This is a genomic window from Nocardioides sp. AN3 (assembly GCF_054653495.1).
Genome location: NZ_BAAIGC010000010.1, coordinates 18,921 through 36,227, shown reverse-complemented (window position 1 = coordinate 36,227; position 17,307 = coordinate 18,921). Strand labels below are relative to the sequence as shown.

The window sequence follows — 17,307 nt, the reverse complement described above, 5'->3', positions numbered from 1 at the left end:
TCAGGTCACCGCGAGCCGCTGGGAGAACCGAGCGTCGCGCCACTCCTCGGTCTCCATCACCTGGTGCAGGTGCTCGACGGCGTCCCACACGTCCACGAACCTCGTGTAGAGCGGGGTGACACCGAAGCGCAGGATGTCGGGCAGCCCGTCTTGGCCCGCACGGAAGTCGCCGACCACGCCCCGGGCGATGAGCGCCTGCACGATCGCATAGGCGCCCTCGGGCCGCGTGAGGCAGACCTGGCTGCCCCGCTGGTCGTCGTCACGAGGCGACTCGATCCCGAACCCCGGGATGCGCTCCTCGGTGAGGTCGGCGAAGAGCCGCGTGAGTGCCAGCGACTTCTGGCGCAGCGCGGCCATGCCGCCGTACGGCTCGGCGGCGAGGACCGTCTCGACGCCGCACTCCAGCGCGGCGGTGCCGATCACGGCCGGCGTGCCCGAGACGTAGCGCGCGATGCCCGGTGCCGGCTCGTAGGCGGTCGTGAAGGCGAAGGGGGCCGCATGGCCCATCCAGCCCGACAGCGGCTGGGCGAACCGGTCGGCATGGCGAGGGCTCACCCAGACGTACGCCGGCGCGCCTGGCCCGCCGTTGAGGAACTTGTAGCCGCAGCCGATCGCGAAGTCGGCCCCGGAACCGGTGAGGTCGACGGGCACGGCTCCGGCTGAGTGGCAGAGGTCCCAGACCGTGATGATGCCCCGCTCGTGCGCCTGGGCGGTGACGCCGGCCATGTCCCACATCCGGCCGGTGCGGTAGTTGACGTGCGTCAGCATGAGGACGGCGACGGTGGCCGCGGGCAGGGCGTCGAGCCGCTCCACGGGCTCCTCGCCGGGCTCGATGAGGACGAGCTCGCAGTCGTGCTCGCGTGCGACGGACTGGGCGACATACAGGTCGGTGGGGAAGTTCGTCCGCTCACTGACGATGACCCGCCGCCCCGGGGAGTCCGCGGCCGCGAGCGCGATCGCGGCCTTCAGCACCTTGTAGACGTTGACGCTGGTCGAGTCGGCGACGACGAGCTCGCCGGGTCCAGCGCCGACCAGGCTGCCGATCTTGTCGCCGACGCGGCGGGGGAGGTCGATCCAGCCCGCGCTGTTCCAGCTGCCGATGAGGTCGACGCCCCACTCGTGGGCGATGACCTCCTGAACCCGCCCGGCGGTGGCCCGCGGGAGGGCGCCGAGGGAGTTGCCGTCGAGGTAGATGACGCCCTCGGGCACGTCGAACAGGTCACGCAATGGTGCCAGCGGGTCGTGCTCGTCCAGCCGTGCTGCCTCGTCGCGGGTCGTCACCTGAGCTCCCTGAGGACGGCGCGCACGGGCGCCGCGTCGGCGGTGGCCAGCTTGAGCGGCAGGGCGATCAGCTCGTAGTCGCCCTCGGGCACGTCGTCGAGCAGCAGGTTCTCCAGGACCCGCATGTCATGCCGACCAGCCGCGTGGTGGGCGTCGAGGGTCGAGCTGGCGGCGGGGTCGAGGCTGGCGGCGTCGGTGCCGACGAGCACGACCCCACGTCGCCCCAGCTCGGCGACCAGCTCGGGGGCCAGTGCCGTGAAGGACTCGTCCCAGATGGCCGGCTGGCGGTCGTAGGTGCGCAGCAGGACGCGCGGCGGCAGGTCGTCGCCCAGGGCATGAGCCACGTCGTCGATGCGGACCAGGTCACGCGCGGTCGTCGCATGCGCCACGCGGCACGGCCCGAGGTAGGGCGTCAGGTCGAGCGCCCCGGCCGGTGCCCCGTCGTCGGTGTAGTGGAGAGGAGCGTCGGCATGCGCTCCGGTGTGCACCGAGAGGGTCAGTCGCGCGACGTTGACGGGGCAGTCCGGCCCGATGCGGAACGTCCAGCCGGCGTCGTAGGCCTGGTCACCGGGGAAGACGGGGGAGGTCACGTCGACGGTGGGCGTGATGTCCCACAGCCCGGTCAATCAGCTGGCCTTCCGGCTGGCGGCGGTCTTCTTCGCGGCGGTCTTCTTCGCGGCGGTCTTCTTCGCGGCGGTCTTCTTGGTCGCGGTCTGCTTGGCGGCCGTCTTCTTGGCCGCTCCCTTCTTGGCCGGCTTCTCGTCGGTCCCGGCCTCGTCCTCCGGCTCGCTCTCGGCCTCTTCGGGGACGTCCTCGCCGCGTCCCTTCTTGGCGGCGGCGACCGAGCGCTGCAGGGCGGCCAGCAGGTCGACGACCTCGCCGGCCGACTTGGTCGAGGTCTCGGTCCGGGTGACGTCGCCGCCCTCGACCTTCGTCTTGACGAGCGTCTCGACGGCCTCGGCGTAGTCGTCCTCGAACTCGGACGGGTCGAAGTCGCCCGCCAGCGTGTCGACGAGCATGCGCGCCATCTTCACCTCGGCGGGCTTCACCTCCCCGTCGACGTCGACGGAGAAGTCGGGCACGCGCACCTCGTCGGGCCACATGAGCGTCTGCAGCACGATGACGTCGCCACGCTCGGTCTCGCGGACGCGGAGAACGGCGACGGTGGTGCGGTTGCGCAGCGCCACCGTGACCACCGCCATCCGGTCCGCCTCGCGGAGCGCCTCGCGGAGCAGGGCGTACGGCTTCTTGCCTGTGTTCTCCGGCTCGAGGAAGTAGGACTTCTCGAAGAGGAGCGGGTCGATCTGGTCGCTCGGCACGAACTTCTCCACCGAGATCTCGCGACTCGACGTCGACGGCAGGGCCGCCATGTCGTCGTCGGTGAGGATGACCATCTCGCCGTCCTCGGTCTCATAGCCCTTGGCGATGTCGGAGTAGGGCACCTCCTCGCCGTCGATCGAGCAGATCCGCTGGTAGCGGATCCGTCCGCCGTCGGCCACATGGACCTGACGGAACGACACGTCGTGGGACTCCGTCGCCGCATACAGCTTGACCGGCACGCTGACCAGGCCGAAGGAGACCGCGCCCTTCCAGATCGCTCGCATGCTGCCCAGTATCCCGCGATGCGCCAGTTGTGTCGCACGTCGTCGCGCGGTGCCTGATCGGTCGCCGGTCCTAGCCGATCAGTGAGCCCATCCACGCCTCGACGTCCGCCGCGGCCCGGGGCAGCGATGCCGAGAGGTTCTGGGCGCCCTCGGATCCGACGAGGATGTCGTCCTCGATGCGGATGCCGATCCCGCGCAGCTCCTCGGGCACGAGCAGGTCGTCGGGCTGGAAGTAGAGGCCCGGCTCGACGGTCAGGACCATGTGCTCGGCGAGGGTGCCCTCGGCGTAGGCCTCCTTCGAGGCTGCGCCGCAGTCGTGCACGTCCAGGCCGAGCATGTGGCTGACGCCGTGCAGCGTCCAGCGCGAGTAGACCTTGCTGTCCTCGTCCAGCGCCTCATCGACCGAGACCGGCAGCAGGCCGAGATCACCGAGTCCGTGCGCCAGCACCTCGACCGCGGCATGGTGGGCGGCCCGGAAGTGCGCGCCCGGGCGAACGGCGGCGATGCCCGCCTCCTGCGCCCGGTGGACCAGGTCGTAGAGGTCGCGCTGGAGCGGCGTGAAGGTGCCCGAGACCGGCAGCGTCCGGGTGACGTCGGCGGTGTAGAGGTTGCGGCCCTCCACGCCCATGTCGAGCAGCACCATCGTGCCGGGCGTGATCGGGCCGGTGTTGTCGATCCAGTGCAGTGTCGTGGCATGGACGCCGCCGCCGACGATGGAGTCGTAGCCGATGTCGTTGCCCATCGCGCGTGCGCGACGGAAGAAGGTGCCCTCGATCCAGCGCTCGCCCAGCTCGAGCACGCGTGGCCACTCGCGGACCGAGTCCTCGAAGCCCAGAGCGGTGATGTCGCACGCCTCGGTCAGCTGGGCGATCTCCCACTCGTCCTTGACCAGTCGCATCTCGGACACCACGCGCGCGAAGTCATCGTCGAGTGCGACGTCGGGAGCGAGCAGACCGTCGACATACGCCGAACGTCCGCGCAGCACGCGCGTCTTGACACCGGCGCGCAGCCCCACCTCGAGCTCGTCGACGTGGCGCACCTCGATCCCGAGGGAGTCGGAGATCTCCCGGGCGGACGGTCGGCGCCCCACCCAGAGCTCGCCGTAGACGCGGTCGCGGAAGAACTCATCGGTGTCCCGACTGGACCGCGGACGGGCATAGAGGACCGAGGAGCCGTCGGGCTCGACGACCAGCACCGCATCGGAGGTCTGGTTGCCGCTGAAGTAGGTGTGCGCCGTGTCCGGGCGGAACCGGTAGTCGGTGTCGTAGGAGCGCACCTTGAAGCCGCCCGCGGGCAGCACCAGCCGCTCACCTGGGAAGGCGTCGGCGAGACGTGCGCGGCGCGCGGCGGCGTACGGCGCGATCGGATGCGGCGGCAGGTCCAGCTCCCGGTCGCCCCACCCCCGGCGCATGAAGGCCGACCACGCCTGCGGGACGGACGGGTCGTGCGCCTCTGTCACTGGCTGCGTCACCTGCTGCGTCGCCGGTTCGTCCACATGCTCCGTCGTCGGCTTCGTCTCCTCACCCATGCGCTCACTCTAGGTCGCCCCTGCGTCGATAGGGTGGGCCACATGGGGGCTGGATCTCGGGCGACCTCGAACCGGCGGCGCAGCGGCATGGCGTTCACCATCGTCGTGTCGGTCGTCGTGGTGCTGGCCGCGCTGCCGATGCTGGCCGTCATCTCGTTCTCCGGAGCTCCACGGACCTTGACGGTCGCGACCGTGCTGGCGGCGCTTCCGGTCGTGCCGCTGGTCGCCTGCTACCTGTGGCTCGACCGCTACGAGCCCGAGCCGCGGGGCCTGCTCGCCCTCGGCCTCCTGTGGGGGGCGTTCGTCGCGTGCTTCGCGGCCGTCGTGCTCGAAGGCATCGGGGGAGTCGTCACCGGCTTCACCGGCGACGCGGGCAGCGCGATCCTGGCGCCCGTCGTCGAGGAGGCCTGCAAGGGTGCGTTCCTCATCGCGCTGCTGTGGTGGCGTCGCGACGAGCTGGACGGGCTGCTGGACGGCCTCGTCTATGCCGGCATGGTGGGGATCGGCTTCGCCTTCACCGAGAACATCCTCTACCTGGCGGCGGCCTACGACGGCACCTCCGGCATCGGCCCGGGCGGGACGAACGCGCTGACGCAGACGTTCCTGATCCGCTGTCTGGCGAGCCCGTTCGCGCACCCTCTGTTCACAGCCTTCACGGGGGTCGGCGTCGGCATCGCGGTCGCCGCACGGTCCCGCTCGCTGCGGCTGGTCGCGCCGGTCGCGGGGTATGCATGCGCCGTGGTCGCACACTCGATGTGGAACTCCGCGACCGTCTTCGGGCTCGGCGGGTTCGTGGTCGTCTACGTCGTCCTCATGGTCCCCGCGCTCGTCGGGATCCTCGCCCTCGCGCTGTGGGCCCGCTCCTCGGAGCGGCGCATGCTGGCGAGGGCCCTCGGCGATGCGGCGGCACGGGGGCTGCTTCCCGCGACCGACATCGGCTGGGTCGTCGACCTCGAGGCCCGGCGCCGCGCGCGGGCCTACGCGAGACAGCGGGGCGGAGTCGCCGGCGAGCGGGCGATGCGCGACTACCAGCAGGCGGCGATCGAGCTCGGCTACCTCCACCACCGCTACCTGCGAGGCACGCCACCGCCCGACTTCGCCGAGCGCGGTCAGGAGTATGTCGCAAGAATCGGTAGGGTCAGGCCGACCATCGCATTTCCCGGACAGGTGGTGCCCACGCGATGACGACCTCCCAGGGTTCGGACACGAACCCCCCACCCGGCCTGGCCGGGTCGGCCGGTGTTGCCGATCTCGGAACGGCAGCCACCCGGATGGTGACTGCTCTGGTGCGCCTGCGCCAGGCGCTCACCGACGTCGTGCTGCCTCTCGACCTGCCAGGAGCAGCGGAGCAGCGGACCAACCAGGCCGAGCTCGTCGCCCAGCTCGAGGACTACGTCATTCCGCGCATGACGACGCTCGAGGCGCCGCTGCTCGCCGTCGTCGGCGGCTCGACCGGCGCAGGCAAGTCGACGCTGGTCAACTCACTCGTCGGGTCGCGTGTCACCACGCCGGGGCTGCTCCGGCCGACGACCCGGTCGCCCGTCCTGGTGCACAACCCGGCCGACCGCCAGTGGTTCGGCCAGGACCGGCTGCTGCCCGAGCTGGAGCGCGTCTCCCACGCCACCAACGACCCGAGCGCCCTGCAGCTCGTGGCCTCGGACAGCGTGCCGGAGGGCCTGGCGATCCTGGACGCACCCGACGTCGACTCCGTCGAGGAGCAGAACCGACTGCTGGCGGCTCAGCTCTTGGCGGCGGCCGACCTGTGGATCTTCGTCACCTCCGCGGCGCGGTATGCCGACCAGGTGCCCTGGACGTTCCTGCGCTCAGCAGCCGAGCGCTCGACCGCAGTGGCCATCGTGCTCGACCGCACGCCCGCCGACGCCGTCCAGACCGTCGCCACGCACCTGGCGCGCATGCTCGCCTCGCGCGGCCTCAAGGACAGCCCGCTCTTCATCGTCCACGAGGGCAGCGTGTCCGAGGACGGTCTGCTCCCGGCCGACCATGTGGCCGAGGTGCGAGGCTGGATCGACATGCTGGCGGCTGACTCCGGGGCACGGCAGGCGGTCGTGCGTCAGACGCTCGAGGGCGCCGTGCGCACCGTCTCCCGCCGGGCGCACCCGGTCGCAGACGCGTCCCTGGCCCAGTCGGACGCCGCGGCCCGCCTGCGACGCGACGCCGAGGCGGCGTACGAGGACGGCCTCCGCGCGATCCTCGCCGCCACCGCCGACGGGACGATGCTGCGCGGCGAGGTGCTCGCGCGCTGGCAGGAGTTCGTCGGGACGGGCGAGCTGCTGCGCTCGCTCGAGTCGAAGGTCAGCAAGCTGCGCGACCGGCTCGTCAACGCCGTCAAGGGCAAGCCCCAGCAGGCCGAACAGGTCCAGGTGGCGGTCGAGTCCGGTCTCGAGCTGCTCGTCCTCGAGCACGCCGAGCAGGCAGCCGAGCGCGCCGAGGCGGCCTGGCTCCAGCTCGAGGCGGGCCGAGCCCTCCTCGCCACCTCGCCGACCGAGCTCGGGCGGGCCTCGCGCGACCTGCGGCGCAAGGCGGAGCGGGCGGTGCGCGACTGGCAGCAGGACGTGCTCGACATGGTGCGGACCGAGGGTGGGGACAAGAAGTCGACCGCTCGCTTCCTCGCCTTCGGTGTGAACGGCCTGGCGGTCACCCTGATGGTCGTGGTCTTCGCGAACACCGCCGGGCTCACGGGCGCCGAGGTCGGCATCGCAGGCGGCTCGGCGGTCGTCGGGCAGAAGCTGCTCGAGGCCGTGTTCGGCGACCAGGCGGTGCGCTCGCTCGCCGAGCGGGCGCGTCAGTCGCTCGAGGTCCGCCTTCGCTCGCTGTTCGCCGACGAGCAGGTGCGCTACGTCGACCTCGTCGACAACCTGCGCATCGACCCGGCGGCGGGGGAGAACCTGCGCCAGGCGGCCCGTCGCGTCGACGACGCCCGGTACGCCGCTAGCATCGGCACGTCATAGGGTGACGCCATGACGTCGCTGCTCCAGAGTGCGAAGAACCGCCTCACCGGCCAGCCCGCCTCCGGATCGGACATCAGCGCGCGCATCGACGGGCTCGCGGCCGCGGTCGACGCGGCCGGCGGACGGCTGAGCGACGACATCGTGGGGGAGGCGCGCGCGGTCGTCGAGCGCGCGCAGAGCAGACTCAAGCTGTCCGCGGACCACACCGTCGTCGGCATCGCCGGCGCGACGGGGTCGGGGAAGTCCTCGACGTTCAACGCGCTGACCGGGCTGGAGCTCTCGGCCGTCGGGGTACGACGACCGACGACCTCGTGGGCGACGGCCTGCGTCTGGGGCACCCAGGGCGCGCGCGAGCTGCTGGAGTGGCTCGGGATCCCTGACCGGCACCAGACCACACGCGACTCGATGCTCGACACCCGCCGGGAGGGGCAGGAGCTCGACGGCGTCGTGCTCCTGGACCTGCCCGACCACGACTCCACCGAGGTCTCCCACCACCTCGAGGTCGACCGGCTCGTGGTGCTCGTCGACATGCTCGTCTGGGTCCTCGACCCGCAGAAGTACGCCGACGCGGCGATCCACGACCGCTACCTGGCGCCGCTGCGCAGCCACGACGAGGTCATGGTCGTGGTGCTCAACCACATCGACACGGTGCCGGAGGAGCGGCGGGCGTCGATGGTCGCCGACGTGCGCCGCCTGCTCGACAACGACGGCCTGCAGCGAGTGCCGGTCATCCCGGTGAGCGCCAAGCTCGGCTGGGGCATCGCCGAGCTCAAGGCCGAGATCGCCGCCCGCGTCGCCGACAAGGCGGCCACCAAGGCGCGGCTCGAGGCCGACGTCAAGACCGTGGCAGGCCGGATCGAGGCCGAGTCGGGGACCGCGAAGGCGCGTTCGCTGGCTCCTGAGCGCGTCGAGGCCCTCGACGACGCCATCGCCGAGGCGGCGGGCGTCCCGACGGTCGTGGCGGCGGTCGAGCGTGCCACCCGCCTGCGGGCCAACCGGGCCACGGGCTGGCCCCTCGTGTCGTGGATCTCGGCGTTCCGTGCCGACCCGCTGAAGCGGCTGCACCTCGACCTCGGAGCGGCCGGCAAGGAGCTGACCGGCAGGGCTCGGACGTCGGTGCCGGCCGCGACAGCCGTGCAGGGCGCACGGGTCGACAGCGAGGTGCGCGCTCTTGCCGACGACGCGTCGAGCGGTCTGGGCCGGTCGTGGCAGGAGTCGGTCCGCGCTGCCTCGGTCTCGCACATCGGCGATCTCAACGACCGGCTGGACGCGGCGCTGGGGGACACTGACCTGGGAGTCTCCCATCTCCCGGCGTGGGCAGGCGCCGTCCGCGTGCTGCAGTGGCTCCTGATCGCCGCGGCTGTCGTCGGAGGAGTCTGGACCTTGGCCGCTCTGGTCTCCGGAACGCTCGCTGACTCCTCGACGCCGCACGCTGGCGGGATCTCGGTCCCGCTCCTGCTGCTGATCGGAGGGGCCGTCCTGGGCATCGTCCTGGCGCTGGTCTGCCGCGTGCTGGTGGTCGGCACCGCGCGGGCGCGAGCCGCTCGGGCCGAGGAGCGGCTGCGATCAGCGGTGTCGAGCGTCTCCAGAGAGCTGGTCGTGACGCCGGTGCAGGAGGAGCTGGCGGCGTACTCCGCGGTCCGCGCCGGCCTCGACCGCGCGCTCGGCTGATCTCGTCGGGCCGCTCCAGCTCGCTCCGTCGCGAGCGGGGCGCGACGAGGCGCGCCCATTCCGCGAGATACGTAAGTCTAGTAAGCGAGTCGAGATACACTCGTCAGGTGCGCACGTCCCCCCTTCGCCCGGCACTGTCGCTGGACGAGCTCGCCGAGACGACCCGTCGCTTCGCCGCCGAGGTGACCGTCGGGTGCCACGAGATCCACGCCGACCCCTCGCATCGATGGCATGTCCGGATCCACGCTGACGAGCAGGTCGACGTCTGGCTGATCAGCTGGACGACGGAGCAGGGCACGCAGCTGCACGACCACGGCGGGTCCGCCGGCGCGTTCACCGTGGTCTCGGGCGAGCTCACCGAGGCCGCGTGGTCCGGCCCGACGGCCCGGGGTGGGCTGGTTCATCGCCATCGTGCCGCGGGGGAGACGGTCGTCTTCGGAAACCACTACGTGCATGATGTGATCAACCGCGCGGAGGGTACTGCGGTGAGCGTGCACGCCTACTCGCCGCCGCTGACGCTCATGCGCTACTACGATGTCGAAGCAGACCGGCTGGTGCGCCGCGCATCCAGTTGGACCGACGACCCCGAGGCGCCCGCACCGGCGCGTGAGGAGCGGGCGGCATCGTGATCTACGCCGACGTCGACGAGATGCTGCGAGCGGCTCGTCAGGGACTCACCCGTCTCTCGCCGCGCCAGGCAGCCGACGCCGTCGCCGCCGGAGACCTGATCGTGGACATCCGACCGGAGTGGCAGCGCCGGGCGATGGGAGAGATCCCCGGCTCGCTCATCATCGAGCGCAACCACCTCGAGTGGCGGCTGCACCCCACGTCGGACGCGCGGGTGCCGGAGGCCGACACGCCGCGTCGCTGGATCATCGTGTGCGCCGAGGGCTACACCTCCTCCCTGGCCGCCCACTCGCTCTGCTCGCTCGGGCTCGACTCGACCGACATCGAGGGAGGCATCGCGGCCTGGCGCGAGGCCGGACTGCCGGTCGTCGCGGGGCTGACGCCTGTCGAGCACGTGGTCTCCGGGTGAGACGCACGTGATCGAGTACCGGTCGGTCACGAAGACCTACGACGACGGAACGACGGCGGTCGCCGACTTCAGCCTGACGATCCCGTCGCGCAGCACGACCGTGCTCGTCGGCTCCTCGGGCTGCGGCAAGACCACCCTTCTCAGGATGGTCAACCGGATGGTGGACGCGACGGCGGGGCAGGTGCTCATCGACGATGTCGATGTCGCCACCAGCCGGCCTGTCGCGCTGCGGCGCAGCATCGGGTACGTCATGCAGCAGGCCGGCCTGCTCCCGCACCGGAAGGTCGTCGACAACGTCGCAACGCCGCTCAGGCTGGCCGGCGCACCCCGCCGCGACGCGCGTGAGCGTGCCCTGGCCGCGCTGGCGCGCGTCGGTCTCGAGGCCGACCTCGCGGAGAAGTACCCCCGGCAGCTCTCCGGTGGGCAGCAGCAGCGTGTCGGCGTCGCGCGCGGCCTCGTCGCCGACCCCAACATCCTCCTCATGGACGAGCCGTTCGGCGCGGTGGACCCGATCGTGCGCGCCGACCTGCAGCACCAGCTCCTCGCGCTCAAGCAGGAGCTGGGCAAGACGATCGTGTTCGTCACCCACGACATCGACGAGGCGTTCCTCCTCGGTGACCAGGTGGTGATCCTGCGCAAGGGCGGAGTCGTCGCCCAGGTGGGGACGCCGGCCGAGATCCTCGCCGCTCCTGCCGACGAGTTCGTGCGCAGCTTCGTCGGGCTCGACAAGGGCAACCGCAAGCTGCGCATCGAGGAGGTCGACGGTCAGCAGGTCGTCGTCGACGAGCAGGGCCGCGCGACAGGCATCCTCGCCCCGTGACCTGGGTCCGCGCCAACCTCGACCGGCTCACCGAGCTGACCTGGCAGCACCTCTGGCTCAGTGTGGTGCCCGTGGTGGTCGGCTTCCTGCTGTCCGTTCCGGTGGGCTGGTGGGCGAGCCGCTACCCGTGGTTCCGCGCTCCGGCGCTGAGCGTCGGCGGGGTGCTCTACTCGCTGCCCTCCCTGCCGTTGCTCGTCATCATTCCCGGCATCATCGGCACGAGCTTCCTCGACCCTCTGAACGTCGCCATCACGCTGACGCTGTATGCCATCGCCCTCCTCGTGCGGACCGTCGCCGACGCCTTCGGCCAGGTCTCGGCCGAGGTGCTCGAGGCTGCGTCGGCCAGCGGCTACTCGCGCTGGCAGCGCGCGATCGGCGTCGAGCTCCCGCTCGCCGGCCCGGCGATGCTGGCGGGGATCCGGGTCGCGTCGGTGTCGACAGTCAGCCTGGTGACGGTCGGCGCGCTCATCGGCGTGAGCAACCTCGGCTCGCTGTTCACCGAGGGCTTCCAGCGCTACTTCATCACCGAGATCGTCGTCGGGATCGTGCTGGTCGTCGCTGTGGCGCTCGTCCTGGACCTGTGCTGGGTCCTCCTCGGGCGGCTGCTGTTGCCGTGGACACGGGGCAGGGCGACCGCATGAGTGTCCTCGACGAGGCCTGGACGTGGCTCACCACGCCCGCGAACTGGCACGGCGAGGACGGCATCCCGCATCGGCTGATCCAGCATCTCGGGTACACCGCCTTGACCGTGGTGATCGCCGTCGCCATCGCCGTGCCCCTGGGGCTGTGGATCGGCCACACCGGGCGCCTGCGCGGCGTCGCCGTCGGGTTGACCGGCGCCCTGCGAGCGCTTCCCACGCTCGGTCTTCTGACGCTGGTCGTGCTGTGGCGCGGGATCGGTCTCGCGCCGCCCATCACCGCGCTCGTTGTCCTGGCGGTCCCGCCGCTGCTGGCCGGTGCGTACGCCGGAGTCGAGTCGGTCGACCGCCGTACCGTCGACGCGGCGCGCGGGATGGGCATGACCGAGTGGCAGGTGCTGACGCAGGTCGAGGTGCCCCTCGGTCTCCCGTTGCTCCTCGGCGGTCTGCGCTCCGCGGTCCTCCAGGTCGTTGCCACCGCCACCATCGCGGCCTACATCGGTCTTGGTGGACTGGGGCGGTACGTGATCGACGGCGTCGCCATCCGGGACTATCCGCAGATCCTCGGTGGTTCCCTCATCGTCGTCGTGCTTGCTCTCGTGCTCGACGGTGCGTTCGCCCTGCTCCAACGACTTGCTCCGGCATGATCAGTCCGTCCCCACCCGAGAAGAGAGAACGACCATGAAGCTCACCCGTGCACTCGGTGGTCTCGCCGCTGCCGTCCTCGCCCTCAGCCTCGCGGCCTGCGGAAGCGACCCGACCACGTCGGACTCGGGCTCCGGCGGCGCATCCTCGTCCGCCTCGTCGTCCTCGTCGAAGCCGATCGTGGTCGGCTCGGCCGCCTTCGGTGAGAGCGAGATCCTGGCCGAGATCTACGCCCAGGCCCTCAAGGCCAAGGGCCTCGACGCCTCCACCAAGCTCGACATCGGAGCCCGCGAGGCCTACATCGGCGCGATCAAGGACGGGACGATCGGGCTGATCCCTGAGTACACCGGCAACCTGCTGCTCTACTTCGAGCCCAACGCGCAGGCCACGGCGCCCGACGAGGTCAACAGCGCACTGGGGTCGGCGCTGCCCAGCGGGCTCAAGGTCCTCGACCCGGCCCCCGGTGAGGACAAGGACTCGCTCAACGTGACCTCCGACTTCTCTCAGAAGAACGGCGTCACCTCGATCGCCGACCTCGCCAAGGTCAAGGGCGTCAAGCTCGCCGCGAACCCCGAGTTCAAGACGAGGGCCTACGGCATCCCGGGGCTCGAGAAGGTCTACGGCATCAAGGACATCTCCTTCACGGCGATCAACGACGGGGGCGGCCCCGCGACGGTGAAGGCACTCACCTCCGGCCAGGTCGACGTCGCCGACATCTACTCGACGACCCCCTCGATCAGCCAGAACAAGCTGGTCACGCTGCAAGACCCGAAGAACCTGATCGCCGCTCAGAACGTCGTCCCCCTGATCCGCGACGACGTCGACAGCGACAAGGTCACCCAGGTGCTCAACGACGTGTCCGCCAAGCTGACCACCGAGGAGCTGTTGAAGCTCAACACGGCCTTCGCGGCCGACTCCAAGCCGACGGCCGCCCAGGTCGCCGGCGACTGGTTGAAGCAGAACGGGCTCGCCTGACTCCCGTTCCGCTCGCGATCTCGCCCTGCCGCCGCGGGCCGCTCTGTCTCCACAGCAGCGGCCCGCGGCGGTCTCGTCCCCAGGCGGTAGGGCATGTGCGCGCTGGTGTCGGTCGTGTTCCGCAGGCTCGGACACGAGCGGGCCCGCCGGGCCCCACTGGATCCGAGGAGTGGAACCATGAACGACACCCACATCACCGTGCAGGGCTTCGTCGGGGGCGTCGTGTCCCTGCGACAGGCCGGCGAGACCGAGGTCGCGACCTTCCGTCTCGGCTGCACGCCGCGCCACTTCAACCGTCGCACCGAGCAGTGGGTGGACGCCCCGACGCAGTGGTACACGGTGAACGCGTGGCGTGGCATGGCCCGCAACGTCGCCGGCTCGCTCGTGAAGGGCGATGGCGTCACCGTGGTCGGGCGGCTCAACATCTCGACCTGGACCGCTCAGGACGGCACGGAGCGGACCTCCTTGGAGATCGAGGCGACCACGGTCGGTCACGACCTCAGGTTCGGCACCGCGCGGCTGGCGCGCAACGAGCGACCCCAGCGCGACGAGGCCGGCCCGATGGACGTCGCCCCGATGGACGTCGGCCCGCTCGACGTCGCCCCGCTCGGGGAGGGGAGCGAGCCGGTGGACGAGGCGTTCGCAGCGGCCGAGCATGAGGGGGCCGACCCGGTCGAGGACTGGCGGAAGGAGTCTCCGGCGGCCTGAGGCACGACCCGCCCGTCCGGCTGGTCCGCCCCGACCTGCCGGTCCAGCGCGTCGAGCCCCTCGAGTCCCGTCCAGGTCGCGCAGTCGCGCACGATGGGTGACCTGGACGGGCCTGGCCGTCGTCGCCTTGTCGTCGTCTTGTCGTCGGCTGGTCGTCGGCTGGTCGCCGCCCGGGCCTCGGTCCGCGCGGGCGTGACCCCGGTCAGGTCTGAGCCCGGATCTCAACTAGGCTTTCGAGTCATGGCCGAGTACATCCTCTCCCTGCGCAACGTGCGCAAGGCCCACGGCGACAAGGTCGTCCTCGACAACGTCACGCTCTCGTTCCTCCACGGCGCCAAGATCGGCGTGGTCGGCCCCAACGGCATGGGCAAGTCCTCACTGCTCAAGCTCATGGCCGGGCTCGACCAGCCGAACAACGGCGACATCGTCCGCGACCCCGACGCGACGGTCGGGATGCTCCAGCAGGAGCCTCCGCTGACCGAGGGCAAGACGGTGCTCGAGAACGTCGAGGAGGCCGTCGCCGACATCAAGGGCAAGCTCGACCGCTACAACGCGATCTCGGAGCTGATGGCCGACCCGGACGCCGACTTCGACACGCTCCTCGCCGAGATGGGCGACCTGCAGACCGACCTCGACCACGCGAACGCCTGGGACCTCGACTCGCGCCTCGACCAGGCCATGGATGCGCTGCGCTGCCCGCCGCCGGACTCGGTCGTGGACAACCTCTCCGGTGGTGAGCGCCGGCGCGTCGCGCTGTGCAAGCTGCTGCTGCAGCAGCCGGACCTGCTTCTCCTCGACGAGCCGACCAACCACCTCGACGCCGAGTCGGTCCAGTGGCTCGAGGGTCACCTCAAGACCTACCCGGGCGCCGTCCTCGCCGTCACGCACGACCGGTACTTCCTCGACAACGTCGCCCAGTGGATCGCCGAGGTCGACCGTGGCTCGATCCACGGCTACGAGGGCAACTACTCCACCTACCTGGAGACCAAGAAGGAGCGCCTCAAGATCGAGGGCACCAAGGACGCCAAGCGCGCCAAGATGCTGGAGAAGGAGCTGGAGTGGGTCCGCTCCAACGCCAAGGCGCGGCAGACCAAGTCGAAGTCGCGTCTCGCGCGCTACGAGGAGCTCGCCGCTGAGGCGGACCGTGCCCGCAAGATCGACACCTCCGAGATCAACATCCCGGCGGGCCCGCGACTCGGTGACATCGTCCTCGAGGCGAAGGGTCTGACGAAGTCGTTCTACGGTCGGACGCTGTGGGACGACATCTCCTTCACCCTGCCGCGTGCGGGCATCGTCGGTGTCATCGGTCCCAACGGCGTCGGCAAGACGACGCTGTTCCGCATGATCACCGGGTCCGAGTCGCCCGACGCGGGCGACCTCGTGGTCGGGCAGACGGTGAAGATCTCCTACGCCGACCAGAGTCGCGCCAACATCGACCCGACCAAGAACGTCTGGGAGGTCGTCTCCGACGGTCTGGACTTCATCAAGGTCGCGAACTTCGAGATGAACAGCCGCGCCTACGTCGCCTCGTTCGGCTTCAAGGGCCCCGACCAGCAGAAGAAGGCCGGCGTCCTCTCCGGTGGCGAGCGCAACCGGCTCAACCTGGCGCTGACGCTGAAGATGGGCGGCAACATGCTGCTGCTCGACGAGCCGACCAACGACCTCGACGTGGAGACCCTGTCCTCCCTCGAGGACGCGCTGCTCGAGTTCCCGGGCTGCGCCGTGGTCACGTCGCACGACCGCTGGTTCCTCGACCGCATCGCCACCCACATCCTCGCCTGGGAGGGCACCGAGGAGAACGAGGGCGAGTGGTTCTGGTTCGAGGGCAACTTCGCGTCGTACGAGGAGAACAAGGTCGAGCGTCTCGGACTCGAGGCCGCGCGCCCGCACCGGGTGACGCACCGCCGCCTCACCCGGGATTGACTTGCGCCTCCGCCGCTCTCAAGCGGTCGGCGGGTTGCGCATCTCGATGGCCGGGTGACATTCGACGAGGTGGTCCGAGACCGCGTCGAAGACCCGGCCGACGGCGGCGAAGTCGTCCTGGGAGACCAGGTCGAGGAGATACTCGCGCACGCCGGTGACGTGGGTCGGGGCTGCTCGCACGAGAAGCGCGTGGCCGTCCTCGGTCATCCTCGCGATCACGCCGCGTCCATCCTCGGGGGAGTCGCGCCGCTCGACCAGGCCTGCGCGCTCCATCCGGCTGATCGTGTGGGTGATCCGCGACCGGCTGTGGGCCATCGCGTCGGCCAGCTGTGCCATGCGCATCCGGCCGTCGTTCTCCGCAAGCCGGACGAGGACCTCGTACTCCGGAAGCGACAGGTCGAAGCCGCGCCGCAGGTCGGCGTCCAGCCGGTCCCGCAGCAGCGTCATGCCCATCAGCAGTGCGCGCCACGAGCGTTGTTGGTCCGGGTCCAGCCAGCGGGTCGCCTCGGTGGTCACGCCTCCATTGTCCCCGGCCGGGCCACTCCACCACGGGCGCCATGCCCGGGCAGGACCGAGGAGTCCAGGGGCATCGGCGTGGCACCAGCGGGGCGTCACCGTGTCGTCGGGCAACGGATGACACACTCAGCCCCGTGCGCCACCTCTACCAGTGCCCCATGCGCTGGGCCGACCTCGACATGCTCGGCCACGTCAACAACGTCACCTATGTCGACTACCTCCAAGAGGCGCGGGTGGACATGCTGCGGATCCACGCGCGCACCACCCAGACCGACCAGCTCGCCGAAGGCGTCGTCGTCGTCAGCCACCAGGTCCACTACGTCGCGCCCCTGATGTTCGACTTCACGCCGGTGCTCGTCGAGATCTGGGTGACCGACATCCGGGCCGCGAGCTTCACCATGGCCTATGAGGTCTTCCGACAGGACGGCGACGCACGGACGGTCTATCTGCGTGCGACGAGTGTCCTGGCGCCCTACGTCTTCGCGACGGAGCGGCCCCGGCGCATCACGCCTGAGGAGCGTGCCTCGCTCGAGGTCTACCTGGAGTCGGCACCGACGCCGTCGACCCGCTTCGGCGAGTCCCACCACACCGAGCTCGGGCACTACCCGCTCCATGTGCGCTTCTCCGACGTGGACGCCTACGGGCACGTCAACAACGTGAAGTACTTCGAGTACTTCCAGGAGGCGCGCATCTCCACTATCGGAAGGCTGCGCCAGCAAATCGCCGGGGCCGGGTCGCTCCCCATGGTCGTCGCCCAGTCCGACGTGGCCTACCGCCGCCCGATCCTGTTCCCGGCCGAGCCCTATGACGTGTACGGCTGGGTCCATCGGCTCGGGCGCACCTCGATGGTGATGGAGGCGGAGATCCTGGCCGAGCGGGAGGTGCTCGCCCGCTCCCGGCACGTGATGGTGTTCGTCGACCCCGCGACCGGGCGCAGCGCCGAGCCTTCCCCCGACGTCCGCGCGGCGCTGGAGCAGCTGATCATCGGCTGAC

At 70.6% G+C, this 17,307-nt stretch carries 17 protein-coding genes; 12 read left to right on the top strand and 5 right to left on the bottom strand.

The window, feature by feature from the left end:
- The 4 genes from kynU to ACYQ1K_RS12880 form a co-directional block, all read right to left on the bottom strand.
- Complete coding sequence (gene kynU / locus ACYQ1K_RS12895; protein ID WP_459983396.1) at positions 1 to 1,281, bottom strand: kynureninase; 1,281 nt, start codon at positions 1,279 to 1,281, stop codon at positions 1 to 3.
- Entirely contained in the window at positions 1,278 to 1,907 is a 630-nt protein-coding gene (kynB, locus tag ACYQ1K_RS12890) for an arylformamidase (RefSeq protein WP_459983395.1), read from the bottom strand. The genes kynU and kynB overlap by 4 nt, the downstream gene beginning before the upstream one ends.
- Positions 1,908 to 2,885 (bottom strand): non-homologous end joining protein Ku, encoded by a 978-nt coding sequence (gene ku / locus ACYQ1K_RS12885; RefSeq protein ID WP_459983394.1) that lies wholly within the window; start codon positions 2,883 to 2,885, stop codon positions 1,908 to 1,910. It lies immediately after the preceding gene.
- Positions 2,886 to 2,955: 70 nt separating this feature from the next.
- Positions 2,956 to 4,413: an aminopeptidase P family protein gene (locus ACYQ1K_RS12880; protein WP_459983393.1), complete on the bottom strand. Its 1,458-nt coding sequence runs from the start codon at positions 4,411 to 4,413 to the stop codon at positions 2,956 to 2,958.
- A gap of 42 nt (positions 4,414 to 4,455) precedes the next feature.
- Here ACYQ1K_RS12880 and ACYQ1K_RS12875 point away from each other — a divergent pair, with 42 nt between their 5' ends.
- The 11 genes from ACYQ1K_RS12875 (at position 4,456) to ettA (ending at position 15,798) form a co-directional block, all read left to right on the top strand.
- Positions 4,456 to 5,598, top strand: coding sequence for a PrsW family intramembrane metalloprotease (locus ACYQ1K_RS12875; RefSeq protein WP_459983392.1), 1,143 nt, complete (start codon positions 4,456 to 4,458; stop codon positions 5,596 to 5,598).
- Positions 5,595 to 7,382, top strand: coding sequence for a dynamin family protein (locus tag ACYQ1K_RS12870; RefSeq protein ID WP_459983391.1), 1,788 nt, complete (start codon positions 5,595 to 5,597; stop codon positions 7,380 to 7,382). Before ACYQ1K_RS12875 ends, ACYQ1K_RS12870 begins: the two co-directional genes overlap by 4 nt.
- A 9-nt stretch (positions 7,383 to 7,391) precedes the next feature.
- A complete protein-coding gene (locus ACYQ1K_RS12865) occupies positions 7,392 to 9,053 on the top strand; it encodes a YfjP family GTPase (protein WP_459983390.1) in 1,662 nt (553 codons plus the stop codon).
- Positions 9,054 to 9,160: 107 nt separating this feature from the next.
- Positions 9,161 to 9,682 carry a cysteine dioxygenase gene (locus ACYQ1K_RS12860; protein WP_459983389.1) on the top strand — a complete coding sequence of 174 codons (522 nt, stop codon included), beginning with the start codon at positions 9,161 to 9,163 and terminating at the stop codon, positions 9,680 to 9,682.
- Positions 9,679 to 10,089, top strand: coding sequence for a rhodanese-like domain-containing protein (locus ACYQ1K_RS12855; protein ID WP_459983388.1), 411 nt, complete (start codon positions 9,679 to 9,681; stop codon positions 10,087 to 10,089). The genes ACYQ1K_RS12860 and ACYQ1K_RS12855 overlap by 4 nt, the downstream gene beginning before the upstream one ends.
- Positions 10,090 to 10,096: 7 nt before the next feature.
- Positions 10,097 to 10,909, top strand: coding sequence for an ABC transporter ATP-binding protein (locus tag ACYQ1K_RS12850; protein ID WP_459983387.1), 813 nt, complete (start codon positions 10,097 to 10,099; stop codon positions 10,907 to 10,909).
- The gene (locus ACYQ1K_RS12845; RefSeq protein WP_459983386.1) at positions 10,906 to 11,550 is read left to right on the top strand and encodes an ABC transporter permease; all 645 of its coding nucleotides are present in this window, start codon (positions 10,906 to 10,908) and stop codon (positions 11,548 to 11,550) included. The genes ACYQ1K_RS12850 and ACYQ1K_RS12845 overlap by 4 nt, the downstream gene beginning before the upstream one ends.
- Complete coding sequence (locus ACYQ1K_RS12840) at positions 11,547 to 12,194, top strand: ABC transporter permease (protein WP_459983385.1); 648 nt, start codon at positions 11,547 to 11,549, stop codon at positions 12,192 to 12,194. The genes ACYQ1K_RS12845 and ACYQ1K_RS12840 overlap by 4 nt, the downstream gene beginning before the upstream one ends.
- 34 nt (positions 12,195 to 12,228) lie before the next feature.
- Positions 12,229 to 13,167 carry an ABC transporter substrate-binding protein gene (locus tag ACYQ1K_RS12835; RefSeq protein ID WP_459983384.1) on the top strand — a complete coding sequence of 313 codons (939 nt, stop codon included), beginning with the start codon at positions 12,229 to 12,231 and terminating at the stop codon, positions 13,165 to 13,167.
- 177 nt (positions 13,168 to 13,344) lie between these two features.
- The gene (locus tag ACYQ1K_RS12830) at positions 13,345 to 13,875 is read left to right on the top strand and encodes a single-stranded DNA-binding protein (protein ID WP_459983383.1); all 531 of its coding nucleotides are present in this window, start codon (positions 13,345 to 13,347) and stop codon (positions 13,873 to 13,875) included.
- A 240-nt stretch (positions 13,876 to 14,115) separates the two neighbouring features.
- A complete protein-coding gene (gene ettA / locus ACYQ1K_RS12825) occupies positions 14,116 to 15,798 on the top strand; it encodes an energy-dependent translational throttle protein EttA (protein WP_459983382.1) in 1,683 nt (560 codons plus the stop codon).
- A gap of 18 nt (positions 15,799 to 15,816) precedes the next feature.
- On the opposite strand, the gene ACYQ1K_RS12820 is transcribed toward ettA, so the two are convergent.
- Positions 15,817 to 16,314 carry a MarR family winged helix-turn-helix transcriptional regulator gene (locus ACYQ1K_RS12820; protein ID WP_459983381.1) on the bottom strand — a complete coding sequence of 166 codons (498 nt, stop codon included), beginning with the start codon at positions 16,312 to 16,314 and terminating at the stop codon, positions 15,817 to 15,819.
- A gap of 134 nt (positions 16,315 to 16,448) precedes the next feature.
- Here ACYQ1K_RS12820 and ACYQ1K_RS12815 point away from each other — a divergent pair, with 134 nt between their 5' ends.
- Entirely contained in the window at positions 16,449 to 17,306 is an 858-nt protein-coding gene (locus ACYQ1K_RS12815) for an acyl-CoA thioesterase (protein ID WP_459983380.1), read from the top strand.
- Position 17,307: the final 1 nt, after the last annotated feature.